Raw genomic sequence first — 25274 nt, forward strand, 5'->3', positions numbered from 1 at the left:
CACGGCAACTACGGCGGCTACGCCGGTAGTGCGGCTTCGCTGAGGTATTCGTCTCGGGTGACGGCGGCTGTGCCGCCCCGGCGGGTGTGCCGCGTGCACCGGCCCGAGTACGGAAGTCGGATCGCCCGGTGCAAGGGGGACCTTGGCCTCGGGAGGGCATAACAGAAATCGTGAAAGTCAGTCCGGGAGGCTTCCATCAGCCACCGGGCCGCCGCGCTGTTGGCCGCGAGTTTGCCGTCATCGCAAGGGTCAGCCAGAACCGCAGTACGTCGTCGAAGGACCTGTGGCCTACAGGTGTGCCGCCGAACAGGGCCCGCCAGTGTTCGGCGGCAACTCCCCTTCGAGCCGTGCCTATCGGCGAGAATGGAACCTCGCACGGGCGGCGCTCGCCGGTCCCGCTTCAACTGCCTCGCGGAAGAACCATGGGTGCTCGCGGGCACCGCCCCCACTGGACGATATCGAGAGCGGGTCGTCGCGCCACCACGGCGCACCGGAATCGTCATCGGCCAGTGGGGGCGGTGCCCCTCGGGACCTCGGTCTGTGTGACGGCGTCGGAGCCGGTGGCAACGGCGGCGCCCGGACAGCGGGGTCTGGAAAGTCCGGGCGCCTGCGAAGCCACCGGCTCCGGAGAGCAGTGGCGTGCCGGCCGGATGCGGCGACCTGGCCGAGCCAGTGGGCACTCGGCTTGTGGAGGTATGGGCACAGGTCAGGCGGTCGATAGTGTTGAGGATGAAGGTGGTCCGGAAGCTGCCCCCATTGGTAGTTGTCCAGGGACGTAGTCTGCTGGACTGGCGTCAGGGGCCCGTGAGTCGCGCCGCTGCCAGGGCCGAGGCGACGGTCCCCGCGGTCACCACGGCTGAGGCTGCAAACAGCGGAGTCCTCTGGCTCCACGTTCGCAGCACCCGCGAGTGCGAGAGCCGGTCCAACAAGGCGTCCCGTCCACGCAGCACGATCAGGCCGACACCGGTGAGCGTCAGGGCCATGCCCAGACCGAAGGCGGCCACCAACGCCAAGGCGACGGCAGCCTTGCCGGTCAGCAGGCCGGTGACCAGCACAAGGAAGGCGGACGGCGAGGGCAGCAGGCCGCCCGAGACACCCAGTAGCAGGAGGCCTCGCCATGTCAGCAGAGACGAGGCGTTCGGTATGCGACGGGTGTGTCCATGCCCGTGGTCGTGGTGCTTCCGATGGCGCACATGCCGCTGAAGCAAGATCGTCCCCACCGCCACCACCACCAGCGCCGCGGTCAGCTGAAGCCATCGCGTCAGTGCTGCGATGTCAGGAAAGCTATCCGCCGCCAGCCACCAGCCGACCGCCAGGGCGGCTACCGAGAACGTGTGCATGAGGGCGACGATCCCGCCCAGCCACACCGCGTCGCGCGGTCTGCCCCGACCGGCCACAAGATACCCGGCCGCCACCGACTTGCCGTGCCCGGGCGCACAGGCGTGGAGTGCGCCCACTGCCGCCGCCACAAGCAGCGCAACCGGCAGAGCCGCCCCATGGTCCAGCAGTGACGTCAGGTCGGTGGACCACGACCATATCTCCGCGTCCGGACCGCTGTCAGCGTCCGCTGACGTGAGCGCGAGCGACCGCGTCGGTTCCTCGGCCGTGTGCAGAGCACCGCTGCCGCTGTCCGTCACCGACAGCGTCCGGTACGCCGGATTGACGTCCGTCAGTGCCGTGACAGTCAGCGCGATGCGGTCTACCGGCTTCGGGCAGACGAAGTGCAGGCCCAGTTCGGGATCGTTAACCGGCTCGGCACGGCATGGGCGCGCGTCCTGCCGTACGACGATGTGGGAGCGCAAATAGCCCGCCTCGTCGCCGCCGGACTCCTCCCTGAGGACGGCAACGTCGTCCTGCTGCGCGGACCACGTCACGTCCACGGCAGTGCCCTTCGCCGCGACGCTCACGACGGGCGGGGTTCCGAATGGGTGCGCCTGCGCCGTGCCCGCGCTGCAGAAGAGCAGCGCGGACACGGCGATCAGCAGGAGCAACACCCTGATGTGTAGTACTCGCACGGTGCTGCTTCCCCCCTCAGCGCCGACGTGCGGTGAGCGCATGGACCGCGCCGTCGTCCGTGAGGGCAAAGACCCAGTCACCGCTCACCGAGAGGGCCGAAGCCACTCCCCCGCCGAGGTCGTACGAGGCGGACGACGCGCCGGTCGCCCGGTTCAGGACGAGCAGCCGTCCGTCCCACGTCCCTACGTAGACACGGGAGTTCGTCACCAGCGGATGCATCGTCGGCGAACCCGCTCCAGCCGTGCAGCCCCGGGCGACCCGCGATGGGTCGTCCGCCGGGCTCTCCCCGGCCAGGTAGCCGGCCTTGAACTCCCACACCGGCTTCGACGGATCTGCGGCACTCGTGTTGTAGGCGCGTACGACACCGTCCCGGCCAGCGACGTACGCCATGTCCCCCCACACGGCCGGGCTGGTGATCGGGGCAGGTCCCGGCTCGCACGTGTTGCCTCCCGCGCTACTGGTGCCAAGGTCGGACTTCCAGGTTTCCGCGCCCGTCTTCGGGTCGTGCCCGCGAACGCCGGACGCCGTGAAGGTCACCAGCTTCGGATCGCCCGACTCGAGGTCGGTCAGCGCGGGTGACGAGTGGCTGTCAATGCCGCCGCCGGTGTCCTTCACCCACAGCTGAGTGCAGGTGCTGAGGTCCATCGCGATGAGGGTGTTGCTCGACATGGAGTGCAGGTAGACGGTGTTGGAGCCGGGCTGACGGATCGCCGTGCTATGTGCCTGGCCCCAGGAGAGCGCTGCCCCGAAGCCTCCGGGGAGCACCGCTCCGGTCCTGCCGTCACGACAGCGGATCACGTTCGCGTCCTGGTAGACGGCGACCGGGCGGTCGTCACTGCCCTGGAGGGAGAAGACACTGACCGGCCCGCCCGCGCGACCGTAGCGGCGTACGGTGTCGCCGTGCGTCTCCTCGCGGTCGATGGCCTGCCAGGCGACACGGCCGTTCGCCAGGTCCAGCGCGTAGATCCGGCCCACACCGGTCGTCAGGTAGACCTTGCCCCCGTGGATCGTCGGCGCGGACTCTGCGTCCCCATCGAGGTAGGTGCGCCAGATCTCCCGCCCTGTGGGGATGTCGTAAGCGAGCACCATGCTGTTCGGCGAATCGAATGCGCGGGCTGAGACGATAAGTTTGCCGTCCGCTACGACGGAGCCGTTGAGATGGAACTGCTCGCCGGTCTGCCGTGCCCAGCGAAGGGCGAGCAGCGCGCCCGGATTGTCGCCACTGGCAGAACGCCCGGTCTCGTCGCGGCCCTGCCGCAGCCAGTTCTGTCCGGCCCTCGGCTCGGGCAGGTCGGAGTCGGGGACGATCTGGAAGGTGTTCCTGACGACGGGAAACGGCTTGCCCCGGGTGTCGTAGGCCACTGACTCGGCCGTGTAGGTGCCGGGCTTCAGCCCGCTCAGATGGCTACTCGCCCTGGTCCACGAGCCGCGCGCTGCGGGGCAGGGCTCGGGCTGAGCACCGGGCGGGGTGTAGCAGTTCTCGATGCCGGGCCAAATGGCTGGGATGCCGAAGCTCAGCTGCGCCTGTCGCACGACCCCGCCCCCGCTGTCGCGCACGGTCAGCGTGGCACGCTCGGGCCGGCGGCCGTTGTCCTCCGCATACACCTCGACGGGCACTCCGGTCCCGGCGCCGTGTACGCCGCCTTGGGCGGGACTGACGAGCGCGGCGTCGTCATCGATGGCGAATTGACGGTGGGTGCCCACCACATGGCCCGAGTCCTCGTTGCCGGGTGTGTTCGGGTTGTCGGTGATGGCGCTGAAGTCGAGAACCTTGTAGTCGGGACGAGCACCGTCGATGCCGTACGTGCCCTGGTTGTTGATCTCGACGGACCGTTTGAAGGCGCCGCGCCGGAACTCTGCCTGCTGGTTGTGGCCCGCAGCGACCATCCGCACGTCGTACTTCGCGAGGAGGTCGATCGTCGGTTGCATGCCCGCGCCGGGGCCCCACTGGGTGAACAGGGACCGGTGCGCGAAGACGAACACCTGCTTGCCTACCGCGTTGCGGGCCAGGTCCTCACGCAGCCACTCCAGCTGCGGTGCCAGCCCGCTGGAATCGTAGTTGTCCTCAAGTACGACGATGTGGCGGCCGTTGCGGTCGAAGCTGTACCACTCGGGTCCAAGGTTGCGACGGTAGTACTCCATGCTGCCGCCGTAGCCCTGGGATGTGGCCGTGCCGCCGAAATCGTGGTTGCCCATCACCGGATAGAAGGGGTGGCCGAGCCGCCCTTCCTTGAGACCCTCGCTGAACAGGTCGAAGCCGCCCTGACGGCGCGGCTCGGCCATCTGGTCCGTGACGGTGAGGTCACCGGTCGCGATCTGCATCGTCGCACCGTCGACCTCGGACATCGCCTGGACCTCGCTCGTCCACCGGGCCCGGTCGCCATCGCTGCCGCTGTAGACCTCGACGTCCGAGTTCATGATCCACGTCTCGGTGGGGTTCGAGGCGTTGTGGTCAGATACAAGAGCGAAGTCAACGCCCGTGCCGCCGGCTTCAGGGACCTTGCGGAAGAACTGCGGGACGTAGTCGTCGCGCAGCACGGGCGTGTATCCGTCGGGCGAGACGATGCTGACGAGGTCGGTCTCTCGCCGCTGCGGGTCAACCGGCAGGCTGTACGTGCCGTCCGAGCCGGTCGTGGTCCATACGGCGCCGTCGGTGACGTCGACGCCGGGCAGTGGCTTGTCATCGGAGTCCCGGCTGCCGTTGCCGTTGCGGTCTTCGAAGACGGTGCCCTGGACGGTCACGGGGGCGGCTGAAGCCGCGCCGGCGTCGGCGAAGGCTGGGTGGGGCGCGAGGACGGATGCCGCGACCGCGCCGACGGTCGCCAACTGCAACCGTCGCCGGGTACGGAGCGATGCGCGCAGGAGCGCCGGCAGTCGCCAGGCTGCGAGCAGTAGCGCGGCAGCGACCACGGTGAGGAGCGTGACGGGCAGCCAGGGGAACGAGGGCGGGGCGTGCGCGCCCCGGATGTCGACGAGCGGCGTGGCCGCGGAGGCGTCGGCGACCGTGCCGTCGAACTCGACCACGACCTGCGTCAAGCCGGCCTTGTCGATCAGCGAGCTCAGGTCGAGTGCGGCGATATGGCAGCGCCATGCCAGCTCGATGACGACACCACCGGGCACGCCGCCGGCGTCGCCGGGCACGCCGGTTCCGGTGGCCGGGCAGGGAGCCGAGAGCAACTCGGCCGCCCAGTGTCCGGCCTGTTGGGGCGTCACCACTGTGTGGTTCACGATGAGGCGGCCGCTCGTTACGTGGTCACCGGACGTGATCGCGAGTTCCGCGTGCTGGGGTGAGACATGCGCCGAGGCGGTCTGAGCACCGAAGCCCAGCACGAGAAGCAACAGCGCGATGGCAAACGCGCTCACGTTGCGTATGAGGTTCATGGGGCCGGAGGCTAGGCATGCTTTGATCGGTTACCGGCCCGTAGCGAGGGACTTAATCGTGCCGTCCTGCAGTGTTCCGTTTCGTGTTCGCGGCAGTTCGCCTATACGGGCGCCAGGCGGCTTCCGGCCTGCGGCGCGACCTGCAACGCTTGACTCCGCCGTAACCGTCGGCGACACAACAACCGTGACTTCGACACGTCACTTGGCTGGCCTCTCACCGTCCGTCAAGCGGTTGCTCCGCCCAAATGATCTTCCCGTGCGCGGTGTAACGAGTACCCCAGCGATGGGCCACCTGAGCGACCATGAACAGCCCGCGCCCGCCCTCATCCGTGGTCCGGGCATGATGCAGGCGTGGCGAGGTGCTGGAACCGTCGGTTACTTCACAGATCAGCGCCGCGTGGCGAATGAGCCGCAGCCGCACCGGCGGGGTCCCGTACCGGATGGCGTTGGTCACGAGTTCGCTGACGATGAGTTCGGTAGTCCAGGCGAGGTCATCGAGCCCCCACGTGGAAAGCTGCTCCATGGCAAAGGCACGGGCGCGGGCAACTTGTTCAGGTTCGTTCGGCACATCGCACGTGGCGACGTGGTCCCTTCCGAGCGCGTGCGTGCGTGCGAGCACGAGGGCGATGTCGTCCACTGGACTGCCGTCGAGCATCGCCGCGAGAAGATCGTCAGCGGCCCTTTCCAGATCGCCGTTCAGGGATGACAGCGCCGCTGCAAGACGGTCGGTCTCCAAGGAACGCGCGGGGTCGGAACCGCGGAGCAGCCCATCGGTGAACAGCACAAGGACCGTGCCCTCCTCGACGTCGAATTCCGCTGCCTCGAAAGGAAACGTGCCGACACCGAGCGGCGGCCCGGCCGGCAACTCAGGAGTCAGAACAGTTCGACCAGGTGTGACGACGAGGGGGGGCACATGACCGGCCCGCGCCACTGTGCATGAGACCGTCACCGGGTCGTACACCGCGTACAGACACCGCGCTCCCTGCACATTCGAGGCCGGCCCATGGTCCGCGAGGCCGGAGGACTCTTCATCGACCAGACGCAGGACCAGGTCGTCCAGATGTGCCAGCAGCTCCTCCGGCGGAAGGTCCATATCAGCGAGCGTATGGACTGCGGCGCGTAGTCGCCCCATCGCTGCAGCGGCGGAGATCCCGTGCCCTACCGGATCCCCCACGACCAAGGCGACCCGGGCGCCGGACAACGGAATCACGTCAAACCAGTCGCCACCCACGCCTCCGGCCGCGCCTGCCGGAAGGTACCGGACGGCGATATCGACCGATGTTGATCCTCCGAACTCGCCGGGCAGGAGGCTGCGCTGCAGGGTCAGCGCGGTCTCTCGCTCCCGGGCATAACGGCGGGCGTTGTCCAGGCAGAGCGCTGCCCGGGACGCCAGTTCCTCGGCCAGGGCCAGGTCGTCGTCTTCGAAGGCATCCGAGAATGCCGCACGGACAAACACCGCGATCCCCAGGACGGTTCCGCGCGCCCGCAACGGGACCGCCATCAGGGAGCGCATCCCCCAGCGCTTCACTCGCTCGGCCCGCAGAGGATCCTCAGCCAGCCAGTCGGCCCGGTCGGCATCCAGCTCCGGCACCAGGATCGCGGACTCCTCCAACAGACACTGCGCCATCGGGGAGGACTCCGGATACTCAGGGGGTTCACCGATTTCAGCGGCCGCTTCCGGCACGCCCCCATGAGCGGAATGATGGGCTACCCGCCGAAGCGCCGACGACGCAAGTGGAAGGCCGGGACCGGCAGTGGAGGCCGCTCCGTCGATCACGGTCTCAAGCAGGTCGACGGCGGCGAAGTCAGCGAAGGCCGGGACGGCGACCTCCACCAGCTCGGCGGCGGTGACCGACAAGTCCAGCGTGGTACCGATCCTCGCGCCGGAGTCAGTCAGCAGCGTCAGCCTCTGCCGGGTGCGCCACTTCTCGGTGATGTCCACCCCCATGTAGCAGATCCCGAGCACTCTGCCCGCCCCGTCGTCCAGACGCAGAAAGGACGTCGAGTATGCGTGTTCACGCCCTGGGTCGGCGGGGACGTACCCCTGGTACTCGAACCCCAGCACCGGAACACCGGTTTCCAGAACCTGCCGCATTTGCTGCTCCACGCCTCTCGGCGCGAGCTGGGGCAGAACCTCGGACATACGGCGGCCGAGTCGCCGGGACAGGGGCACGCCCGCCATGCGCTCCAGGGTCTCGTTGAGCCAGACATAGCGCAGCTCGGTGTCCAGGACGGCAATGCCATACGGGGAGCGAGTCAGGAAGGCTCCCAGAACCGCATGGCTGGCATCCCACCACGGTGCCCTGGACAGGTCCACCGCTGCCAAATGCCACAGACGTACCCCGGCAGCGCCGACGTGGGGCGTCGCCTGAACACCGAGGGTCAGCGTTCTGCCGACCTGTGAGTGGACCCTCAGCACCGCACTCGAAGCTCCGGGAGATGCGAGCGCCCTATCGACAGACTCTAGATCGGCGATGGACTCGACGAAGCGGGCGATCGGCAGGCCCAGCACATCGGAGGCGGCATAGCCCGTCAGCTGCTCTGCCGCAGACGACCAGCCTACAACCATACCACTGTCGTCCACCATTGCCGAAGCCGTTGGCATCAAGTCGAACGGCACTGGCCCGGCAGACCAGCCGCGGCGGCCCTCCGAGCGAGGCATGGCTGGACCTCCTAGAAGGAGAAGTGTCCTCATTCTCCTAGGTTCTTGTGACCGCGGCCACTCGTCGGGCTCTCCCACGTGATGTCTCTGCCGGGGAAGGAACCGCGGCGGCTGTCGCAAGTGGAAGTGAACAGCAGCGGCCCGCGGGCACTGTGCGGCGGCAACACCCGTACCCGCGGATGGCCCACCGTTGCAACACTGACGGCGGCACCGGCTGCCGAGCCTCCCTGGCACGGCTGGCTTCCCTATCGCCGATTGCGTGGCAGGCACACCCATCCCACGACGCCTCGGCCGGTGACCCTGAACACCTGGGAGGCGGTCCAATTTCGACCACCGGCTCGACAGGATCGTCGATCTCGCCGAGCGCGGCTCGCGTCGGTGTGGAGATGCTCGTTCTGGACGACGGCTGGTCAGCGGGCGCCGCGACGCGGCAGGGCTCGGCGACTGGACGGTCGACGCGACCGTGGCCCGACGGGCTGCGCCCGCTGGTCAAAGACGTCAGATCACTCGGCATGCAGGTCGGGCTATGGGTCGAGCCGGAAAGGGTGAATCCGCATTCCGATCTCGCCCGCGCCCACCCGACTGGGTGCTGACCGCGCCAGGACGTACGGCCCCACCACACCGCCCCAGCAAGTGCTCGACCTGGCCAGGCCCGAGGCGTACGCCCACATCCTGGCCCGCTTGGACGCACTGGTCGACGAGTACGACCTCGACTGCCAGAAATGGGACCACAACCGCGATCTACGGGAAGCGGTCCATGCCAGGAGCGCCGGAACACACGCCCAGATGCTGGCTACCGGCTCATCGACGGACTCCGCTCACGGCATCCCGCGTTGGAGATCGAGTCCTGCTCTTCAGGCGGCGCGCGGATCGACCACGGAATCCTGGAGCGCACGGACCGGGTGTGGGTATCCGACACGAACGACCGGCTTGGGCGACAGGTCATCCAGCGCTGGACCGGGCTGCTGGCGCCACCGGAACCGGTGGGCTGTCACATCGGCGCAGCCACCGACCACACCACGGGCCGCACCACCACCCTCGCCTTCCGCCTGGCGATGGGACCTCACCGCCTGTACCGACACCGAACTCGATCAACCGACCACGTGAGTCAGCCTGCACAACCGGCTCAGGACCATGGTGCACGGCGGACGGACCCCACACGCCGATCATCCCGACCTGAACGTCTGGCTGCACGACGTCGCCTCCGCCGACTGACGCCACGCCTTGTTCAGTCTTATGCAGCTACTGAGCCTTTTTCAACTTCAAGGCTGGGTTGGAGATCGGCTCATGTAGCCTCCGGCGCATGTCTTCCGCGCTGGACCACGCGATGATCGACAAGATTGCGGCCGAGATCGACGATGAGCTGATCGGGATGCGCCGCGACATCCACCGGCATCCCGATCTTGCCGGTGAGGAGCGGCGCACATCAGCACTGGTCGCCGAGCGGCTTCGCGCCGCGGGTCTGGCCGTCGTAACCGGCGTGGGCGGCCATGGTGTGGTGGCGGTGCTCGACGGTGCGGGTGAGGGCCCGACCGTCGCCTACCGGGCCGACATGGACGCGGTCGACGACGACGAACTGTTCGACTGTGCCTTCGCCTCGCAGGTCCCGGGGGCGGCCCACCTGTGCGGCCACGACCTGCACACGGCGATCGGGGTGGGTATCGCCTTGGTCCTCGCACGGCTGCGGAAGCAGCTGAACGGCCGGGTCGACTTCGTCTTCCAGCCGGCCGAGGAGACGTGCGAGGGCGCCCGGGCGATGATCGTGGACGGGGTTCTGGAGCGGACCGCGCCACGGGAGATCTACGCGCTGCACTGCGGCTCCAATCCAGTCGGCACGCTCGCGGTCGGGCCGGGTCAGCCGGGGCAAGACCGCTTCCGGATCGAGCTGGCGGGGCCGGGCGCCGCCGACGACGCCAAGCGGCTCGTCGCCATGATCGACGGATTGTCGACTGTCGGGCGCCCGCAGACGCCCGGACAGCTCCAGCAGCTCATGGACGACATGCAGACCCCGGACGGCCCGCTGGCGCGCTTTGTCTACGCCCTGTCCCATTCGAGCTCGGGCGATGATGGCGCGCGAGTGCACGCCTATCTGCGGGCCTGGCCTGAGAGCCGGTACGCCGAGATCCGTGAGGAGGTGCGGCGCTGGGTGGATGCGCTGCCCCGTGGGCGGGTGGAGTTCACCGAGCCTGCGTTGCCCGCCATGGTGTGCTCGCCGGAGCTCAACGCGGCGGCAGCCTCGTACCTGCGAGGCGCCCTGGGTGCGGACGCGGTCATGGTGTTGCACGCGGCGTATCCGTTCAACGGCGAGGACTTCGCGTACTTCCTGCACCAGGTGTCCGGAGCGATGTTCTACCTCGGTGTCGCCAACCCGGAAGCGGGCATCAACGGGGTCCCCCACTCCCCGAACTTCGCTGCCGACGAGCACGCGATCGGTATCGGGGTCCGCGCGATGGCGGGGTTCCTGTCACACCGTCTCGATGCCCTCGCCTGAGCTGCACCCGGTCGGCCGGGCAGCGCACCTCGCCAACGTGAGATGCAAAAATGCTCGCTGCCCGCGCAATGTCCTCGCGTGTGCCCATCGCATTCCCCTCCCTGGCCTGCACGTATAACAGGGCTCACCCCGCGTCCGGCGGATGGGCCCTGACGCGTCACACGCCCGGCTCGGCCCCGTCGGACACCGATGCCACCGGCAAGCAGGTCACGAGTCCGAATGGACAGTACCGACGGCCGTCGGCCGCCGTGAGTCGTGGGGTGTCCTGGCGCGGTCGATGCATGGGACGCACGCGAACAGCTGAACGCCGGCGCGGTCGCCCACCGGGCGCATGACCGCTGCCTCGCTACCGCAGACGAGACAGGCGCGGTCGTCCGCCTGCGCGGGCGTCAACTGCTCCGGGATGGGTGCGGTGCTGCTCATGATCTGGACTCCTTGATCGGAAGGTGTTTCGCATCAAGGCCCGTTCCGATGTTCACGGCACCGGTACGGGCCGTCTCGTATCCAGGACGGAGACCGACGCGAGTCGGGGGCCGCGTGCCCTGCAGGGCACAGTGATTCCCAATGTGGTTTGTCAAGGCGTGAGTTGCCGTTCTGTGGTGTGGTCAGGCCGCTGCGTGGCGGGGTGCGGGCGGCTCGGTGGTGAAGGTCCGTTGGTCGCGGATAAGGGCCCATAGGACGTCGAGGCGGCGTCGGGCCAGAGCGAGGACGGCTTGCTTGTGCGTCTTCCCCTCGCTGCGTTTGCGCTGGTAGAAGGCCTGGGAGGTGGGGCAGCAGCGGGCAGCGACCCGTGCGGAGAGGTAGAAGACCCGCAGTAGGCGCCGGTGCTAGCGGTGCGGACGGCGCATGTTGGCGCTGATCCGGCCCGAGTCCTTGGGAACCGGGGCGAGGCCCGCGACGCCGGCCAGGCGGGCTGGGGTGCTGAATGCGGCCAGGTCGCCACCAGTGCAGGCGATCAGCTCGGCGCCCAGAAGGGTGCCGATGCCGGGCATGCTCACGATGGTCTTGGCGTGCTGCTGGCGGACCCGGTCCTCGATGAGCGCGTCAACGCGCGCGATCTCGGCGTCCAGGTCCATGACCGCGCGGGCCAGTGTGTGCGTCATGGCGGCCGCGGTCTTCTCGCCGGGGACCTGGGTGTGCTGGGCGTGGGCAGCCTCGACCGCAGTAGCCGCGATCACCGCGGCATTGCGCACGCTGCGGTTGGCGAGCCAGCCGGCAAGACGGCTCTTCCCGATTCGCCGCAGGGCAGCGGGGGCCTGGTATCCGGTCAGTAGAACCAGTGCGCCCATCGAGGCGTTGTAGTCGAAGGCACGCTCAACGACGGGTAGACAAGCATTCGAAGCCTCTGGTGGAGACGGTCTCTCGGTCGAAAGCCCATCTACCAGGGGCTTCATCCGTTTGTCAGGCCAACTGCCCAGCCCGCACAGGAGGTTGGAAAAGGCTCAGTGGCACAGGACAGCCTCTCCGGTAGGTCGTGGTTTCTGATCACGCTGAAGGGGAGAGCTGTTCGCGCACCCATTCGGGATCGGGGTTGGTGTGTGGCTGCCCGCCACGACGACGGTGGGCACGGTCTCGTTGCCGTCGCTGGCTGCTCTCACCGCTGCGGCTGCTGCCGGGTCGTGCCAGATGTTGGCCCAGTGCAGCTGGCGGGCGCTGCGGCCAAGCCGGATGCGCAGTCGTATGCAGTACTTGCAGCCCCAGGGCCCCGGAGTGTTCCGCGAATGTCTGGTTTGATCATGGGACGCCGTGGAGTGTGAGGATGGCTGCGGGGGTTGGTTTGGGCGCGGCGTCCGCTGGAGGTGTTGGTCCAGCCGGTGAATCGCAGGGTGGCGCGGACGATGTCGCGGAGCGCGGCCATGACCGCGGGGCTATTGCGGGTGCGAACCTGGCTGGCGTCCTCGCCGAAGGTGCAGTCCCTGATCCAGTGGACGCTGTTTTCGATGATCCAGTGTCCCCTGGCCCACGCGGCCAGTTCGTCGGCGCTGCCCTGGTACGCCGCGAGGTCGGTGACGGCGTAGACGGTCTCGGCGGACCACTTCTTCGTGTCCAGGCGGCGTCTGCGGCGGATCCGCAGGACCTGCTTGGCCTGCGGGAACAGCAGCCCATCCACGGAGGCGACCTGCACTTCGCGGATCTCCTCGCGGCCGTGGCCGCGCTCGGTGGATCGGCGCAGGACCGGGACCTCCTTCCAGGGCAGGCAATGGAGTCGGCGGGCCAGTGTGGGTTGGTTGCTCTTGATCGTGAACAGGTAGTGGGATCGGCGCGACAGGAGGTAGGCGGCATGGTCGCGCTGCGCGTGAAGTGCGTCCGCGGTGACGACGGAGTCCACCTGCGGTCGTGCGCCTGCGGACGGGGGTTGGCGCGGCAGGTGCGGCGCTGTTCCCGCTCGGGGACGCCGTCCGGGGTGAGCGGGGTCGGTGCGGGGCGGACCAGGCCAGCCAGGCGGGCGTACCCGGCCCGCGTGAGCTCGGCTGGGTCGACTTTGCCGTAGGCGTCGCGCAGGGTGCGCTCGTCCGGGCAGCGGTAGCATCGGGCGAACGGGTCGAAGGGGGCCCCGAGCCGGGCCAGCGTCTCCTGCCCGCAGCGGCGTACCCATTCCGCTCTCGCGGTAAGGGAGTTGTTGCCTGCCGCGCTCATCGCACAGACCCCGATCGCTAGAAGTGTGGACAGCTGGTAGCGCACTCCGCGTGGATCTCGGGGGTCGGGTACTTGGCCAGCCGGTCGAGCAGCCCTGCCGCCTCGGGGGGTGCCGGGCAGTTCGGTTGCGTGACCCGTGACGGGAGGGGGGGCGCTGGGCGACTGGGGCATCGGCGGGGATGGATCAACGAGCACGGCAGCCTTGCGGATCGTGAGGCTCAAAGAATCCGTGATCCGCGGGCGCCGTGCTCGCTTTGCTTCAGGGCGTCCACCGGCCACGATCGGGGCAGACAGGGTATTTAGTTGCGATCGGGGGCATGGCTCAGCGGGTCGTACGTGCCTGTGAGCCGTCGTCGAGCTTCTCGAAGAGGAACTCGTGCTTGAGGAACGAGGTGTCGTACTCGTGCCCGGGGTATGGAGGGATGAGCTGAGCTGCCTGGATGAGCCGCCAGCCGTCGAGCAGAGCGTCGAGTCCGGTCTCGTACGGCGGTTCGCCGTCGTCCCCGGTCGCGGGCCGGGTCCGCCCGGTGCCGTCGTAGACCGACCAGCCCACGACCCGGGCGTCCAGCGCGGAGGTGCCCAGGTAGAGGGCCAGGACCTGCTGCCTCATGCGTTGCTCCCCATAGACGGACGGTTGCTCACACGGGTGACCCAGTGGTCGATGTCGAAGGTTGCGTCGCCGGTCAGGGCGCGCCACAGGCGGACCCTGTTATAGATTTCCAGGCGTCCGGCGGCCGTCTCGTACCAGGGGAACCAGGCGCTGAGTTCAGCCGCGACGGCCGGGTCGGCGAGGTCGGCTGTGTTCCACAGCCGGACCTGCGCCACGGTCGGATTGAACCGGATCTTGAACATGTACCGGCGGGTGTCGCTGTCGTTGCGGCGTCCTCCGTGCCACAGGCCGTGGTGCAGCAGGACCACTGTGCCGGCGGGACAGGTCAGCCGGGTCTGCCCGCGCAGGTTCTGGTAGCGCCCGGTGTCGCTCTCGTTGGTGCGGCGCAGATGACTGCCCGGCACACTCAGGGTGCCGCCCATGTCGGCGGTCACCTCATGGGGGTAGTACATGAGTTGGACATCGAAGGCGTCGGGCCGCACGTCGATGATCGCGTCGCCGTGCAACGGTTGGGCTTCGCCCCCGTGCGGCTCGCGGATGTGGACGGCGTGGTGGTCGACGGTCGGCTCAGGGCCGACCAGGCTGCGCAAGGCTCCGGCGACCGGGGGCAGTTCGACCAGGCTGCGGGCAAAAGACCCTTCGGGGAACGCTGCCAAGAGCGGGGTGCCGTAGGGCACGCCGGGGATCCCGGCGTCCAGGACCTCGATCGCCCGGGCATTCATCTCCGCAGGCACGACCGCATCCATACGCAGGTAGCCGTGCGCTGCAAAGCGCGCCACCTGGACTGAGGACAGCAGGTGTTTGCTGGTTGTCATACGGCAACCGTAGGTGCACCAAACTCTGATGTCGTGGCATGCGGTCACCATGTACTGGTAGTTTTTCACTATGAAGCAAACCGCGATCCACCTGGACGACCTGCCGCGGATCGTCAACATCGGCGTGGGCGTACACGGGGTTGCCCATCTCCACGACACCTTCCGACTGCCCGACCTGTGGCAGCTGCACCTGTACGGCTACACGGCCAAACTCACACTCGGCGACACGGTGCACCCGATCCGGCCCGGCCACGTGAGCCTGATCCCGCCGGACACCCAGGCGCATTACCACTACCGCGGCAGGTCCGAACACCTCTACGCGCACCTGCGACTTGCGCCTACGGGCGCGCCGCGCACCGTAGCGGTGATGCAGGACGCAGCCGCCGAGACACCGATGCTCTCCGACCTGCTGCGTCGGGCACTGGTGGCCTCACGAGGTGCGCCCAGCGAGGCCACCGCCGCGGTGTGGACAGTGCTGTGGCGCGTGGTGAACCTGGCCGGTCTCGACCACACCGGACGCCCTCACGCCGCGGTCGCCGCCGCCATGGCCCACATCGAGACGCACCTGGCCGATCCGCTGGCCGTGCCGGACATCGCCCGCGCGGGCGGAGTCTCACCCAACCACCTCACCCGGCTGTTCCGCACCGAGACCGGCGACACCGTGGTGGCCTACATTCGCCGCCGCCGGCTGGAGCGGGCCCGCCACTTGCTGCGCGCATCAACGCTGCCCATCCCCGCCGTCGCCGCCGCGGTCGGGATCAGCGATCTCCAGGCCTTCAACAAGGCGTGCCGAAGCGGGTTGGGCAGCGGCCCACGTGCCTACCGGTCGGGTGCCCCAGGACAGGCGGACGCGCCGCGCTGATCGCGTGTCACCGAGTCCCGCAGCCCGCAGAGCCGGCCCCTATACCCTCCCAAGCCAGCACAACCGCCAGTGGACCCGCGCTCACACCCTCACGCTCACCCTCCCGGTAAGGGTGGAGTAGCCGCCCTGGGACATCACCCGGGCCGTGTGCCGTACGTAGGCTGCCTGCTCCGGACCAGCGTCCGGAGTGTGGGCGCGGACATGGCCCAGCAGCCCGCTGGGCCGGCCGGTGGTGGTGAACCACGAGACCACCAGGTCACTCAGCTGTGCGCGGGCGCGGCGGCCGGGCTCGATCAGCTCCGGGTCCAGGCCCGCGTCCATGCTCCGCATGATCGTGTCGGAGACCTGCGCCCACTCGGCCAGCGGCGGGGGTGTGACACCGAGCAGGTCGGCGATCGCCGTCAGGGCGACGGGCTGCGCGAGCTCGCGCATGGCCTCCACCATCGGCTGCCCGGCCGACTGCTGCAGCCGCTCGCGGATCGCCTGACCGACCGAGTTCTGCAGGGCGTCCAGGTTCTGGGCGTGCAGCGCGGTCATGAACAGGCTACGCACCGCGGCCTGCTGGGGCGGGTCGAGGACCTGCACGCTCAGGTGCGCGTCCGGGACCTGGTTCCAAGGCGGCGCGGATCCCGCGCGAACGTCTCGTGGTCGCGCAGCACCCGCAGGCAGTCCTCGTAGCGGGTGATCAGCCAGCACTCCATCACCTCGTGCTCGTACCGGATCCGCTCGCGGAACCGCCGCCCCCGGCCCACCATTGCCCGGCCGTACCACGCGAAACCGAGCCGGCCTGCGTGCCGATGTCACACTCCGGTGCCCTAGTGCCCTCTATGAACAGCGGAAGGGGTTTTCAACGGCGGTCCGGAACACGGTGGTACCTGACTTTCGACCGCCCGCCCCCGCACACACTCCTTATGGCTCAACCGCCCAAAACGCGCAGCGGGCCGTGACAACAGGAGTCCAAGAGCATCCAGAACGGGAGACACATGAAAACGCAACTCACCAGATCCTTAGGGCTGTTCGCTGCTGTCGCCGCCACGGTGCTGTCCGTGTCCGGGCCGACCGCTGCGGCGCCCGGCACCGACACCGCAGATGCCGTGTCGCTCAGCGAATTCATCGATCAGCGCGAAGCCGCTTCTGCACCGATGTCGGCGCTGGCCGTATGCGAGCCCAATGTCTACCTGACATCTCGCGCCAACGACAGGATCGTCGCAGCCGAAACAAACTACACCGGCTACGACGAGGGACTGCTGCGAGCCCGCTCGACCAGCGTCGGCAGCATGGAGCGGTTCACTCTCTGCGACCACGGCGGTTACTACACCCTCCGGTCCCAGGGAAACAGTCGCTACGTCACCACTGAACTCAACTACTCGGGGGCAAACGAGGGACTCTTGCGTGCCCGCGGCACCAGCATCGGCGAATGGGAGAGGTACAGCATCAGCTGCCCGTCCTACTGCACCATCAAGTCCCAGGCGAACAATCGGTACGTGAGCGTCGAGCTGAACTACGACGGACACGACCACGCAATGCTGCGCGCGCGTTCGACCAGCGTCGGGACATGGGAGACATTCCGCTGACGGTCTGAGCCCGGTCCAGGAGGCTCTGGAAGCATCTGCGGCCATGCGTCCCCGGGAGACCTTCGGGGACGCATGTGGCCGTGCCGAAGGCGGATCAGCGTGCCTTCGGGGACCGGGAGTTCGCCCCGATGACCTGCGTTGCTGCGGTGTCAGGCGTCGCCGCAGGTGTCGGGCTTGGAGAAGCGGAATTTCTTGACGTGGGTGGACGGCTGGCTTGCAGTGTGAGGTCCACGGGACAGGGACTGGCTTGTTCATGACCCGGGTCCGGGCCCGTCCGTCCAAGCGCCGCGACCGGGGGCCGTCGAGTAGGTAGACCGAGCGCCGAGCGTCGTATCCGGCGGCGAAGACGACCAGGATGTCCAGGTCGTCCGCTCCGGGCCGCTCCCCCTCATAACAAGACCCACCTGGACGACGGCACCGTGTGCGCTGCCAAGCCCACCGGGGCCGTCAGAAGGAGACAGGAAAAACTAGTGAAACTCACCATATTCGGAGCGAACGGACCGACCGGGCGACAGGCCACCGAGCAGGCTGTCGCCGAAGGGCACGCGGTCACCGCCGTCACACGCCACCCGGAGCAGTTCCCGTTGAGCCACCCGCGACTGCAGGTGCTCGGCGCGGATGTGTTCGACGCCGGTGCCGTGGAACGGGCTGTGGCCGGGCAGGAAGCGGTGATTTCGGCGCTCGGGGTGCCCTACAGCAGGAATCCGGTCACCGTGTACTCCGAAGGGATCACCCACATCACGCAGGCCATGACCAAGCACGGCGTCCGGCGTCTGGTGTGTGTGTCCTCGACCGTGCTCTTCGGAGTGGCGGCGCCCGGCGAGACCTTCTTCTTCCGGAAAGTCCTCGAACCCTTCATCGCCCGCACCATGGGGCGCACGGTGTACGACGACATGCGGCGCATGGAGGAGATCGCGCGCGAAACTGACCGTGCGTGGACCGTCATCCGCCCCGCTGGCCTCTTCGACACCGCCGCCGTCAGCGACTATCAGGTCGCCACCTCGCGCCTGCCCGGCCGGTTCACCTCGCGCGCGGACCTGGGAAACGCACTGGTGCGCACCGCGACCGGCAACCGTCATGTGCGCGCCTTCGTCGATGTCCGCACCACAGAAGGGATTCCGAGCTTCCTCGATGTCATACGGAAGGAGGCGTTTGGCAGCGGGAAGTGAGTCCGGATCCGGGCGTGCCGTTCGAGGAGGGCGGCATGCATCAGGGAGGCGATGTTCATGACGGAAGACCATTTCATCCTGCTGGAGCCGGGCGGCGTAAGGCCGGGACGGATCCCGCTGCCGCCCGCCTTCGCCGTCAAGGCGACGACCGACGACACCGACGGGCGCTTCTCATGCTGGAGATGACCGTGGCTCAGGACCTTCCGCAGCATGTCCACCATCGCGCGGACGAGTGCGTCTATGTGCTGGCCGGCGTCCTGGAGATCGAGTTCGACGACCGCCGGCACCGTGCGCCCACGGTATGTTCGCACCGCTCCCGCGCGGCGTCCCGCACGCCCTGCGCAGCGCCTCCGACCCACCGCCCCGAGTCCTTCAGATCTCCTCGCCCGGCGGCTGGGAGCGATACGTCGAGGGCATGGTCGAGGCCGGGCCCGCCGTCCTCACCGACGGACGACTGGACCCCGCCAAGATCAATCCCATCGCGGCCGGACACCACATCGGCTACGAAGAACAGGGGTGAGCGATTCCACGCAGCGCTGCGGACCGCCAAGCGGCGGGATGGATGTCACACTCCGGCCGCTCTGTCCCTCTCAGTAGTGAATGCCACACAGGAAGGCGATCCATGGCGGCCAAACCCGATGACAGCCCGGTCACGCACGAGGCAGGACCCGCACGGGACGCCCCGCGCGGACAAGGCACGGGACAGCGGCAGGACGAGCCTGCGCACGGCGCAACGCAGCTCTTCGTCGACCACCGCGAGCTGCTCTTCTCTGTCGTCTACAACATGCTCGGCAGCGTCGCCGACACCGAGGACGTACTCCAGGAGACCTGGCTGTCCTGGTCCGGCAAGATTCGCCGGACGTCGCTGGCGGAGATCGACAACCCGCGCGCCTACCTCGTACGCATTGCGGTGAACCACGCGCTCGGCCGGCAGACCGCCATCGCCTTCCGCCGGGAGACGTACGTCGGTCCCTGGCTGCCCGAACCCCTGGTCACCGACGCCACCGCCGGCCTCGCCCCGGACACCGCCGACCATGCGGTCCGTACCGACTCGGTCTCCATAGCGATGCTCGTGGTCCTGGAGACCCTCACACCGCTGGAACGGGCGGTGTTCGTCCTCCACGAGGTGTTTGGCTACCCCCACACCGAGATCGCCGGCATGCTCGACCGGCAGCCTGCCGCCGTACGTCAACTCGCACGCCGGGCCCGCTCCCATGTCCACGCCCGCCGCCCCCGCTACCACGCCCACCCCCGCGTCCGGCGGGAGGCCACCGAGCGGTTCGTCGCGGCCGCCCTCGGCGGCGACATCCACGCGCTCATGGAGATCCTTGCCCCTGACGTGACGGTCTGGATCGACGGCGGAGGCGCGCGGCAGGCTGCCGGGCTGCGCCCGGTCCACGGCCGGGAGAAGGCCGCCCGCATGCTGGCCGGATACGCCACGCGGCGCACCGAGGATCTGGACATCCGCTACCGTCGCGTCAACGGCGACGACGCCGCGGTGCTGTTCACAGATGACTCCCCGTATGCCGTCATGGTCATGGATCTCACCCCGGATGGCGACCAGGTCTCCGGCGTCTACATCGTTACCAACCCCGCCAAGCTCACCCACGTAGGACCGGACAAGCTGAACGCGCCGGACGAGGTCACGGCCCCGGGCCGCCCCGAGCTCTGCCAACCGCCCGCCCCCGGAGAGCGCGCATGACCGCGCCAAGCACCCGAACTCGCGCGAGACGGGGGCACGCCGGCCGGAGGCGGGTACAGGGCCGAGGACTGGTGCGAGGGCCGACTGGGGATCTACCGCCTCGGCCGCACCTTGAACCGCCCGGTTCGTTAGAGGTGGTTGGTGGCTGTGAGTCGGAGCATGGCGATCGCGTGCTGGAGGCGTGACCGGTAGTGATCGGCTGCGGCGGCGATGTTGGTCCAGCCTGCTTGGCGCATGAGTCCGATGGTGAGGTTGCGCAGGGTGGCCATGGTGCGGGGTGCGGGTGCTACGCACGGCACGCCGCCCGGCGGGCACCGGGTGACGACGAGCAGTACCAGCGCTGGCTCACCATCGCGCGCACCGACCCAAATCTGTCCGCCGACTCCGCGGTGCTCGCCGATGCCTGGACGCAACTGGAGCAGCGCTACCGCAAGTTCTTAGAGGAGTACGCCGCCCAGTGCCCGACGATCGAGGCGTACAACGGCGCCCGGGACGCGCTGCGGCGCTGCGCCGACACCGGCGAGCGCCGGGAGCTGGACCGCATCGCCGCGGCCGTCGGCGGCCTGTCGAGGGAACGGGCTCGGCTGTACGCGCCGGAAGCGCGCCTGGAGTTGTGGACACTGCCATGGCGGTGATGTTCAGGCCCGGGATAGTCACCACCGCTGCGGCATAGATCCGGCGTAGATCACGGTGAACGTCGCGATGATGAATACGGCGACGCGTACGTAGTGACGTTCCCGATCCGGTCGGCCACGTCGGTCATGAAGACCACCGCCTCGCCCGGGTCCGGTCCGGCCACCACGACGTGACCGGTCAAGGGGGCGCCGGCCCCGGTCACTGTCCACCGTGACGCGCGCGCAACACGCCGGGACAGGGCGTGAGTCAGGGGCGCTCGAAGCGCTCGACAATCGCTCCCAACTACCTTGCAAAGCCTGGGGTGTTCGAGGTGTGCGTGAGGCGTTCGGCTATGGCGTTTCCGTAACGCCGTTCCGTGACGCCCGCCGCTGACGGCAGGCCCGCACCCGGCAACGGTCCGAGCAGCACACCGCCGCCTTCGACCGCTCCACCCCCACCGTCCACGACCGCGCGCAGACCGGGCACTCCGCCTGCTCTCCCCGCTGCATCGCAGCCACCCGCTGCCGGGTCCGCCATCGCCGTGACCTGCACCGACCCGAGCAGAACACCGCCTCCGCCGCCATCGTCCGCGGCAGCGGATCACCACGCTCCCGGCAGTACCGCCGCGCCGTCCCACCAACCCCCACACCACAGATCATCCAGCCGTTCACACCTCACGGCCAGGGATCAAAAACACCTACTCAGAGGGCGTTTAGCTCATATTTGGGCCGCTGTACCCGGGTATGGGCCTGGACTTGCCTGGGGCTGTTGAGGCTGGCGTGAATGGTGGTGCACGAGTCGTGGTTCTCGCGCCGCCTTGGCCTGGCTGCTCCTGTTTCATCCCAGGACGCCGGGTTGTGCGCCGTGTGCTTCGGGCGCCGGCGTCTGCGCCCGGGCCTTGCGGGTCATGAGTGGGTAGCCCGAAATCGTGTCTGAACGTCGTCGTTATCCCAGTGATCTGTCCGATGCCCGGTGGGAGTTGGTCGAGCCGGTCCTGACCGCCTGGCGGTCCGAGCGCCGCGGCCGCGGCCTGGACATCGGCCGGCCACCGGATCACGACCTGCGCAGTCTGCTGGACGCGGTCCTCTACGTGAACCGAACCGGGATCCCCTGGCGCTATCTGCCGCACGACTATCCGCACTGGAACACGGTCTACGCCTACTTCGCCCGCTGGCAGGCGGAAGGCGTCTTCGACCAGCTCAACAGCTTGCTGAGGCGTCAAGTCCGCAGACAGGAAGGCCGCGAGGAGGAACCGACCGCATGTGTCATCGACTCCCAGAGCATCAAGACCTCCACCAACGTCCCCGCGGCCGGGCAGGGTATCGACGCCGGGAAGAAGATCGTCGGCCGCAAGCGGAGCATCGTCATCGACACCGTCGGCCTGCTTCTGACGGTGCTGGTCACCGCCGCGAGCGTGCAGGACTCGATCGCCGGCCGGACCCTCATCGAAAGGGTCGCGGTCGAACATCCCACCGTTCGCAAGACCTGGGTCGACGGCGGCTACCGCCAGCACCTCGTCGAGCACGCCGCCACCCTCGGCATCGACATGCACATCGTTCGCCGCGACCCCACGACCAGGGGATTCTCTGTCCTGCCCCGCCGCTGGACCGTCGAGCGAACCCTCGGCTGGCTCATGAACCACCGCCGTCTCGCCCGCGACTACGAGGCCAAGCCCTATCGCTCCGAAGCCATGATCCAGCTCGCAATGATCAACCTCATGACCCGCAGACTCACCGCCGAATCCACCCCCACATGGCGCGGCGCATGAACCACCCGCAACATGCCAATCCGGGATGAAACAACGGGATGAAACGCCCTCTCACCGACTACGAAAAACGCTATGAACTGCCCGTCGAGCGTCCGGTACGCATCCTGGGCGTCCACCGGGACGGTGGGCTCCTCCGCGTGGAGACCGACTCCGGCACCTGGCACGCCCAAGCGGTGATCAGCGCGACCGGTACCTGGTGGCGGCCCTTCCTCCCCGCCGTCCCCGGCCAAGCAGCCTTCGAAGGTCACCAGCTGCACACGGTGGAGTAGAAGCTGCGGTCGCGGACGGCACTCAGGCCGCCCACTAGCAGCCCGGCCCACATCACGGAACCCCATTCCGAAAACGCCGACCATCAAGGGCGTGCCACCGGGGAAGATACGCGCTTTCGGTCCACATGCGCAGTTCCTCGCCCCACCATCACCCGGATGCCCGCTGTTCATGCGGTCTTCGCAGACTCTGCATGTCCCACGCGTGTAGTCCCTGCTGTCAGCGGAGTTGAGCATGAACCACGGCCACAGACACGACCACGGTCACCACCATCACCACCACGAGAGCGGCGACGCCTTGTCCCTGCCGCCCGCCCTCGACATGACGGTGCCGGACGAGGAACTGACCCCCAACCAGCTCTCGCGGCGCTCCATGCTGCGACGCACCGGCCTGCTCGGGGCGGGTCTCGCAGCGGGCAGCGTCCTCGCCGGGGCGGGCCAGGCCGCCGCGGCGGTGCCCGCGTCGGCGACTTCCACAGGTGGGAGTTCCGGCGGGTACCTATGGCTGGCCGGTGATCATCACATCCACACGCAGTACAGCTCGGACGGCAAGTACCGGGTGATCGACCACGTGCGGCAGGCGAACGCGCACGGCCTTGACTGGATGGTGATCACCGACCACGGCAGCGAGCAGCATGCGAAGATCGGTGTGGAGAAGGTCAACCCGGACATCGTCGCCGCCCGCGCGCAGATCGACGACACGCTGGTTTTCCAGGGTCTCGAGTGGAACATCCCGGCCGCCGAGCACGGCACCGTCTTCGTGCACCCCGGCAAGAACGAGGTGGCCGTGTTGAAGGAGTTCGAGAACTCCTTCGACGGCGCCGTCAAGAAGGCCACCGGCAGCACTCCGGCGAACGAGGCCCTCGCCATCTCCGGCCTGAACTTCCTCGCTGAGCAGGTCCAGCGGCGCAAGGTCAAGGATGCGCTGATGCTCGCCAACCACCCGGCGCGCAAGGGCATCGACTCTCCGCACGAGATCCGTGCCTGGCGCGACGCCCAGCCCACCATCGCGGTCGGCATGGAGGGCGCCCCCGGCCATCAGGCCGCCGGTATCGCCGCCCCGGCCGGTGCCGGTTCAGGGCGGGGCTACTACGACAACAGCCCCGGCTCCGCCTCGTACGCCGGGTACCCGCTGGAGAGTTACCGCACCTGGGGCGGCTTCGACTGGATGACCGCCACCGTCGGCGGCCTGTGGGACAGCCTGCTCGCCGAGGGCAAGCCGTGGTGGATCACCGCCAACTCCGACTCGCACAGCGTCTACGCCGACACCGCTGTGCCCGGCCCGAACAGCGACTTCACCACCAACGGTTACTTCAACGACCCGGTCTACGGCGGCGGCCTCAACCTCACCGACGGCGACTTCTGGCCCGGCCAGTACAGCCGCACGCACGTCGGCGCGGCCTCCTTCTCGTACAAGTCGGTCATGGACGGTATCCGGGCCGGCCGGGTCTGGGTCGACCACGGCGGCCTCATCAGCGGCCTCAACGCCCGGGTGAGGTCCGGCCTCAACGCAGTCACGCTCGGCGGCGTACTCCACGTCCGCAGCGGCAGCCAGGTCGACCTGGTCATCGACATCGCGCTGGCGGGTTGCCCCAACTGGGCCCAGTTCGTGCCCGCGCTCGCCCGTGTGGATGTCATCCAAGGCGACGTCACCGGCACCGTCTCCGACAAGGACACCTTCACCACGCCGAACACCAAGGTCGTCAAGTCGTTCGAGGTGAACAAGTCCACCGGCACGGTGCGCCTGACCTACTCGTTGGGCCGGGTGGACAAACCGGTCTACGTCCGGCTGCGCGGCACCGACGGCAACCGCACCGCCGTCGGCATCAACGGCGCCGCGATCGACCCGGTGGGCCCGGCCATGGACGTGGTCGGCGACGCCGACCCGTGGAAGGACCTGTGGTTCTACTCCAACCCGATGTGGGTCCTGCCCGCATGACCGCACCGCATCACGCGCCCGGCGTCCAGCCCGTCATCGGGGTGGACGCCGGGACGGCGAGCCTGCGCCAGGCCGACCACCTCATCCACCACTTGATGGACCGACTCGGCCTTCCACCGGTCACGATCGCCTGCACCCATCTGATCCGCACCGATGAGCGCCGGTGCGTGGCCATCACCTTCGCGCTGCCCGACGCCGAGGTGGCCGAGGCTGTGTGGGAGCGCCTGGCGGACGTGCTGGGGCCGGATGCCGGCGCGGTCCTGGGCGGACGCGAGCAGGGCGCGGTCCTGGGCGGACGCGAGCAGGGCCCGGTGCAGGCCACCCGCGGGGCGACGCTGGCCGCCGAGGAACACGCCCAACAGCGTGGCGGCCGAGCCGTGGTCTACCCCGCAGCCGAGCGCCTCACCGGCACGGTCACCGTGGCTGACCTGCTCACCCTGACCGCCATCGACCAGGTCTCCGTGGTGGGCACGCCACCGACCGGCGATCACGAACTTGATCCCGCCATACTGGTGCTCACCCGCGACCACGTACGGCCCGAATGGCGAGGCGGACGCCTGACCCTCTCCCTGGTACCGGCCGTCGGCGGCACTCTCGCACCGTTCGAGGTGCCCAACCCCACTCCCTGCTGCGCAGACCACACCTCGCCAGCGCGCCCACCTCGCGCCGCGCTGCCCGCCCTTGCGCCACCCAGATCACTAGCTGGGGAATCGTCTCCTACGCCTTCCCCGTACTGAACCCCCGATCACCGCGGCCACGATCTGGTC

The 25274-nt window shown here is 68.6% G+C and carries 23 protein-coding genes and 4 pseudogenes; 15 read left to right on the forward strand and 12 right to left on the reverse strand.

The window, feature by feature from the left end; genetic code table 11:
• Positions 1 to 794 precede the first annotated feature (794 nt).
• The 3 genes from OG844_RS00470 to OG844_RS00480 form a co-directional block, all read right to left on the reverse strand.
• Positions 795 to 2015 carry a sulfite exporter TauE/SafE family protein gene (locus tag OG844_RS00470; protein WP_406387328.1) on the reverse strand — a complete coding sequence of 407 codons (1221 nt, stop codon included), beginning with the start codon at positions 2013 to 2015 and terminating at the stop codon, positions 795 to 797.
• A gap of 16 nt (positions 2016 to 2031) precedes the next feature.
• Positions 2032 to 5397, reverse strand: coding sequence for a PQQ-binding-like beta-propeller repeat protein (locus tag OG844_RS00475; protein ID WP_406387329.1), 3366 nt, complete (start codon positions 5395 to 5397; stop codon positions 2032 to 2034).
• Positions 5398 to 5611: 214 nt separating this feature from the next.
• Positions 5612 to 8092, reverse strand: a complete 2481-nt coding sequence (locus tag OG844_RS00480) for a SpoIIE family protein phosphatase (protein ID WP_406387331.1) — start codon at positions 8090 to 8092, stop codon at positions 5612 to 5614.
• Positions 8093 to 8445: 353 nt separating this feature from the next.
• Between OG844_RS00480 and OG844_RS00485 the strand changes: the two genes are divergently transcribed.
• The 4 genes and pseudogenes from OG844_RS00485 to OG844_RS00500 all read left to right on the forward strand — a co-directional run bounded on the left by OG844_RS00485 (position 8446) and on the right by OG844_RS00500 (position 10550).
• Positions 8446 to 8652, forward strand: a complete 207-nt coding sequence (locus OG844_RS00485; protein ID WP_406387332.1) for an alpha-galactosidase — start codon at positions 8446 to 8448, stop codon at positions 8650 to 8652.
• A 40-nt stretch (positions 8653 to 8692) separates the two neighbouring features.
• Positions 8693 to 8833, forward strand: a pseudogene (locus tag OG844_RS00490) (alpha-galactosidase); the annotation flags it as partial.
• Positions 8782 to 9390, forward strand: coding sequence for an alpha-galactosidase (locus OG844_RS00495; RefSeq protein WP_406395941.1), 609 nt, complete (start codon positions 8782 to 8784; stop codon positions 9388 to 9390). The pseudogene OG844_RS00490 and the gene OG844_RS00495, both read left to right, overlap by 52 nt.
• On the forward strand, positions 9363 to 10550 hold the full coding sequence (locus OG844_RS00500; RefSeq protein WP_406387333.1) for a M20 family metallopeptidase: 1188 nt from the start codon (positions 9363 to 9365) through the stop codon (positions 10548 to 10550). The genes OG844_RS00495 and OG844_RS00500 overlap by 28 nt, the downstream gene beginning before the upstream one ends.
• A gap of 207 nt (positions 10551 to 10757) precedes the next feature.
• On the opposite strand, the gene OG844_RS00505 is transcribed toward OG844_RS00500, so the two are convergent.
• The 7 genes and pseudogenes from OG844_RS00505 to OG844_RS00535 form a co-directional block, all read right to left on the reverse strand.
• On the reverse strand, positions 10758 to 10973 hold the full coding sequence (locus tag OG844_RS00505) for a hypothetical protein (protein WP_406387335.1): 216 nt from the start codon (positions 10971 to 10973) through the stop codon (positions 10758 to 10760).
• A gap of 404 nt (positions 10974 to 11377) precedes the next feature.
• Positions 11378 to 11839, reverse strand: coding sequence for a transposase (locus OG844_RS00510; protein WP_406387336.1), 462 nt, complete (start codon positions 11837 to 11839; stop codon positions 11378 to 11380).
• Between the two features lie 196 nt (positions 11840 to 12035).
• Positions 12036 to 12247: pseudogene (locus OG844_RS00515) on the reverse strand (glutaredoxin domain-containing protein); the annotation flags it as partial.
• Positions 12145 to 13146, reverse strand: coding sequence for an ISAs1 family transposase (locus OG844_RS00520; RefSeq protein ID WP_406387337.1), 1002 nt, complete (start codon positions 13144 to 13146; stop codon positions 12145 to 12147). The pseudogene OG844_RS00515 and the gene OG844_RS00520, both read right to left, overlap by 103 nt.
• A pseudogene (locus OG844_RS00525) lies at positions 13065 to 13358 on the reverse strand (transposase family protein); the annotation flags it as partial. The pseudogene OG844_RS00525 and the gene OG844_RS00520, both read right to left, overlap by 82 nt.
• Before the next feature lie 151 nt (positions 13359 to 13509).
• Complete coding sequence (locus OG844_RS00530; RefSeq protein WP_406387339.1) at positions 13510 to 13797, reverse strand: hypothetical protein; 288 nt, start codon at positions 13795 to 13797, stop codon at positions 13510 to 13512.
• The gene (locus tag OG844_RS00535) at positions 13794 to 14612 is read right to left on the reverse strand and encodes a phytanoyl-CoA dioxygenase family protein (RefSeq protein ID WP_406387340.1); all 819 of its coding nucleotides are present in this window, start codon (positions 14610 to 14612) and stop codon (positions 13794 to 13796) included. The genes OG844_RS00530 and OG844_RS00535 overlap by 4 nt, the downstream gene beginning before the upstream one ends.
• Before the next feature lie 70 nt (positions 14613 to 14682).
• Between OG844_RS00535 and OG844_RS00540 the strand changes: the two genes are divergently transcribed.
• On the forward strand, positions 14683 to 15474 hold the full coding sequence (locus OG844_RS00540; RefSeq protein WP_406387342.1) for a helix-turn-helix domain-containing protein: 792 nt from the start codon (positions 14683 to 14685) through the stop codon (positions 15472 to 15474).
• A gap of 81 nt (positions 15475 to 15555) precedes the next feature.
• Here the strand turns inward: OG844_RS00540 and OG844_RS00545 are convergent, their stop codons facing one another.
• The gene (locus OG844_RS00545; protein ID WP_406387344.1) at positions 15556 to 16059 is read right to left on the reverse strand and encodes a hypothetical protein; all 504 of its coding nucleotides are present in this window, start codon (positions 16057 to 16059) and stop codon (positions 15556 to 15558) included.
• A 2-nt stretch (positions 16060 to 16061) separates the two neighbouring features.
• Positions 16062 to 16229, reverse strand: coding sequence for a hypothetical protein (locus tag OG844_RS00550; RefSeq protein ID WP_406387345.1), 168 nt, complete (start codon positions 16227 to 16229; stop codon positions 16062 to 16064).
• 228 nt (positions 16230 to 16457) lie between these two features.
• Here OG844_RS00550 and OG844_RS00555 point away from each other — a divergent pair, with 228 nt between their 5' ends.
• From OG844_RS00555 to OG844_RS00600, 10 genes and pseudogenes are all read left to right on the forward strand, one after another.
• Entirely contained in the window at positions 16458 to 17048 is a 591-nt protein-coding gene (locus OG844_RS00555) for a fascin domain-containing protein (protein WP_406387346.1), read from the forward strand.
• A 470-nt stretch (positions 17049 to 17518) separates the two neighbouring features.
• Positions 17519 to 18217, forward strand: a complete 699-nt coding sequence (locus tag OG844_RS00560; RefSeq protein WP_406387347.1) for an NAD(P)-dependent oxidoreductase — start codon at positions 17519 to 17521, stop codon at positions 18215 to 18217.
• A 57-nt stretch (positions 18218 to 18274) separates the two neighbouring features.
• The gene (locus tag OG844_RS00565; protein ID WP_406387349.1) at positions 18275 to 18403 is read left to right on the forward strand and encodes a hypothetical protein; all 129 of its coding nucleotides are present in this window, start codon (positions 18275 to 18277) and stop codon (positions 18401 to 18403) included.
• 115 nt (positions 18404 to 18518) lie between these two features.
• Positions 18519 to 18737, forward strand: a complete 219-nt coding sequence (locus tag OG844_RS00570) for a hypothetical protein (protein ID WP_406387351.1) — start codon at positions 18519 to 18521, stop codon at positions 18735 to 18737.
• Between the two features lie 102 nt (positions 18738 to 18839).
• Positions 18840 to 19919 carry an RNA polymerase sigma factor SigJ gene (gene sigJ, locus OG844_RS00575; protein WP_406387352.1) on the forward strand — a complete coding sequence of 360 codons (1080 nt, stop codon included), beginning with the start codon at positions 18840 to 18842 and terminating at the stop codon, positions 19917 to 19919.
• A gap of 227 nt (positions 19920 to 20146) precedes the next feature.
• Positions 20147 to 20554, forward strand: coding sequence for a hypothetical protein (locus OG844_RS00580; RefSeq protein ID WP_406387353.1), 408 nt, complete (start codon positions 20147 to 20149; stop codon positions 20552 to 20554).
• Positions 20555 to 21462: 908 nt separating this feature from the next.
• A complete protein-coding gene (locus OG844_RS00585; RefSeq protein WP_406387354.1) occupies positions 21463 to 22302 on the forward strand; it encodes an IS5 family transposase in 840 nt (279 codons plus the stop codon).
• A gap of 50 nt (positions 22303 to 22352) precedes the next feature.
• Positions 22353 to 22565: pseudogene (locus OG844_RS00590) on the forward strand (NAD(P)-binding domain-containing protein); the annotation flags it as partial.
• Positions 22566 to 22803: 238 nt separating this feature from the next.
• A complete protein-coding gene (locus tag OG844_RS00595) occupies positions 22804 to 24507 on the forward strand; it encodes a PHP domain-containing protein (protein ID WP_406387355.1) in 1704 nt (567 codons plus the stop codon).
• A complete protein-coding gene (locus OG844_RS00600) occupies positions 24504 to 25244 on the forward strand; it encodes a hypothetical protein (RefSeq protein WP_406387356.1) in 741 nt (246 codons plus the stop codon). The genes OG844_RS00595 and OG844_RS00600 overlap by 4 nt, the downstream gene beginning before the upstream one ends.
• The last annotated feature ends 30 nt before the right edge of the window (positions 25245 to 25274 follow it).

The sequence above is a fragment of the Streptomyces sp. NBC_00887 genome (assembly GCF_045207585.1).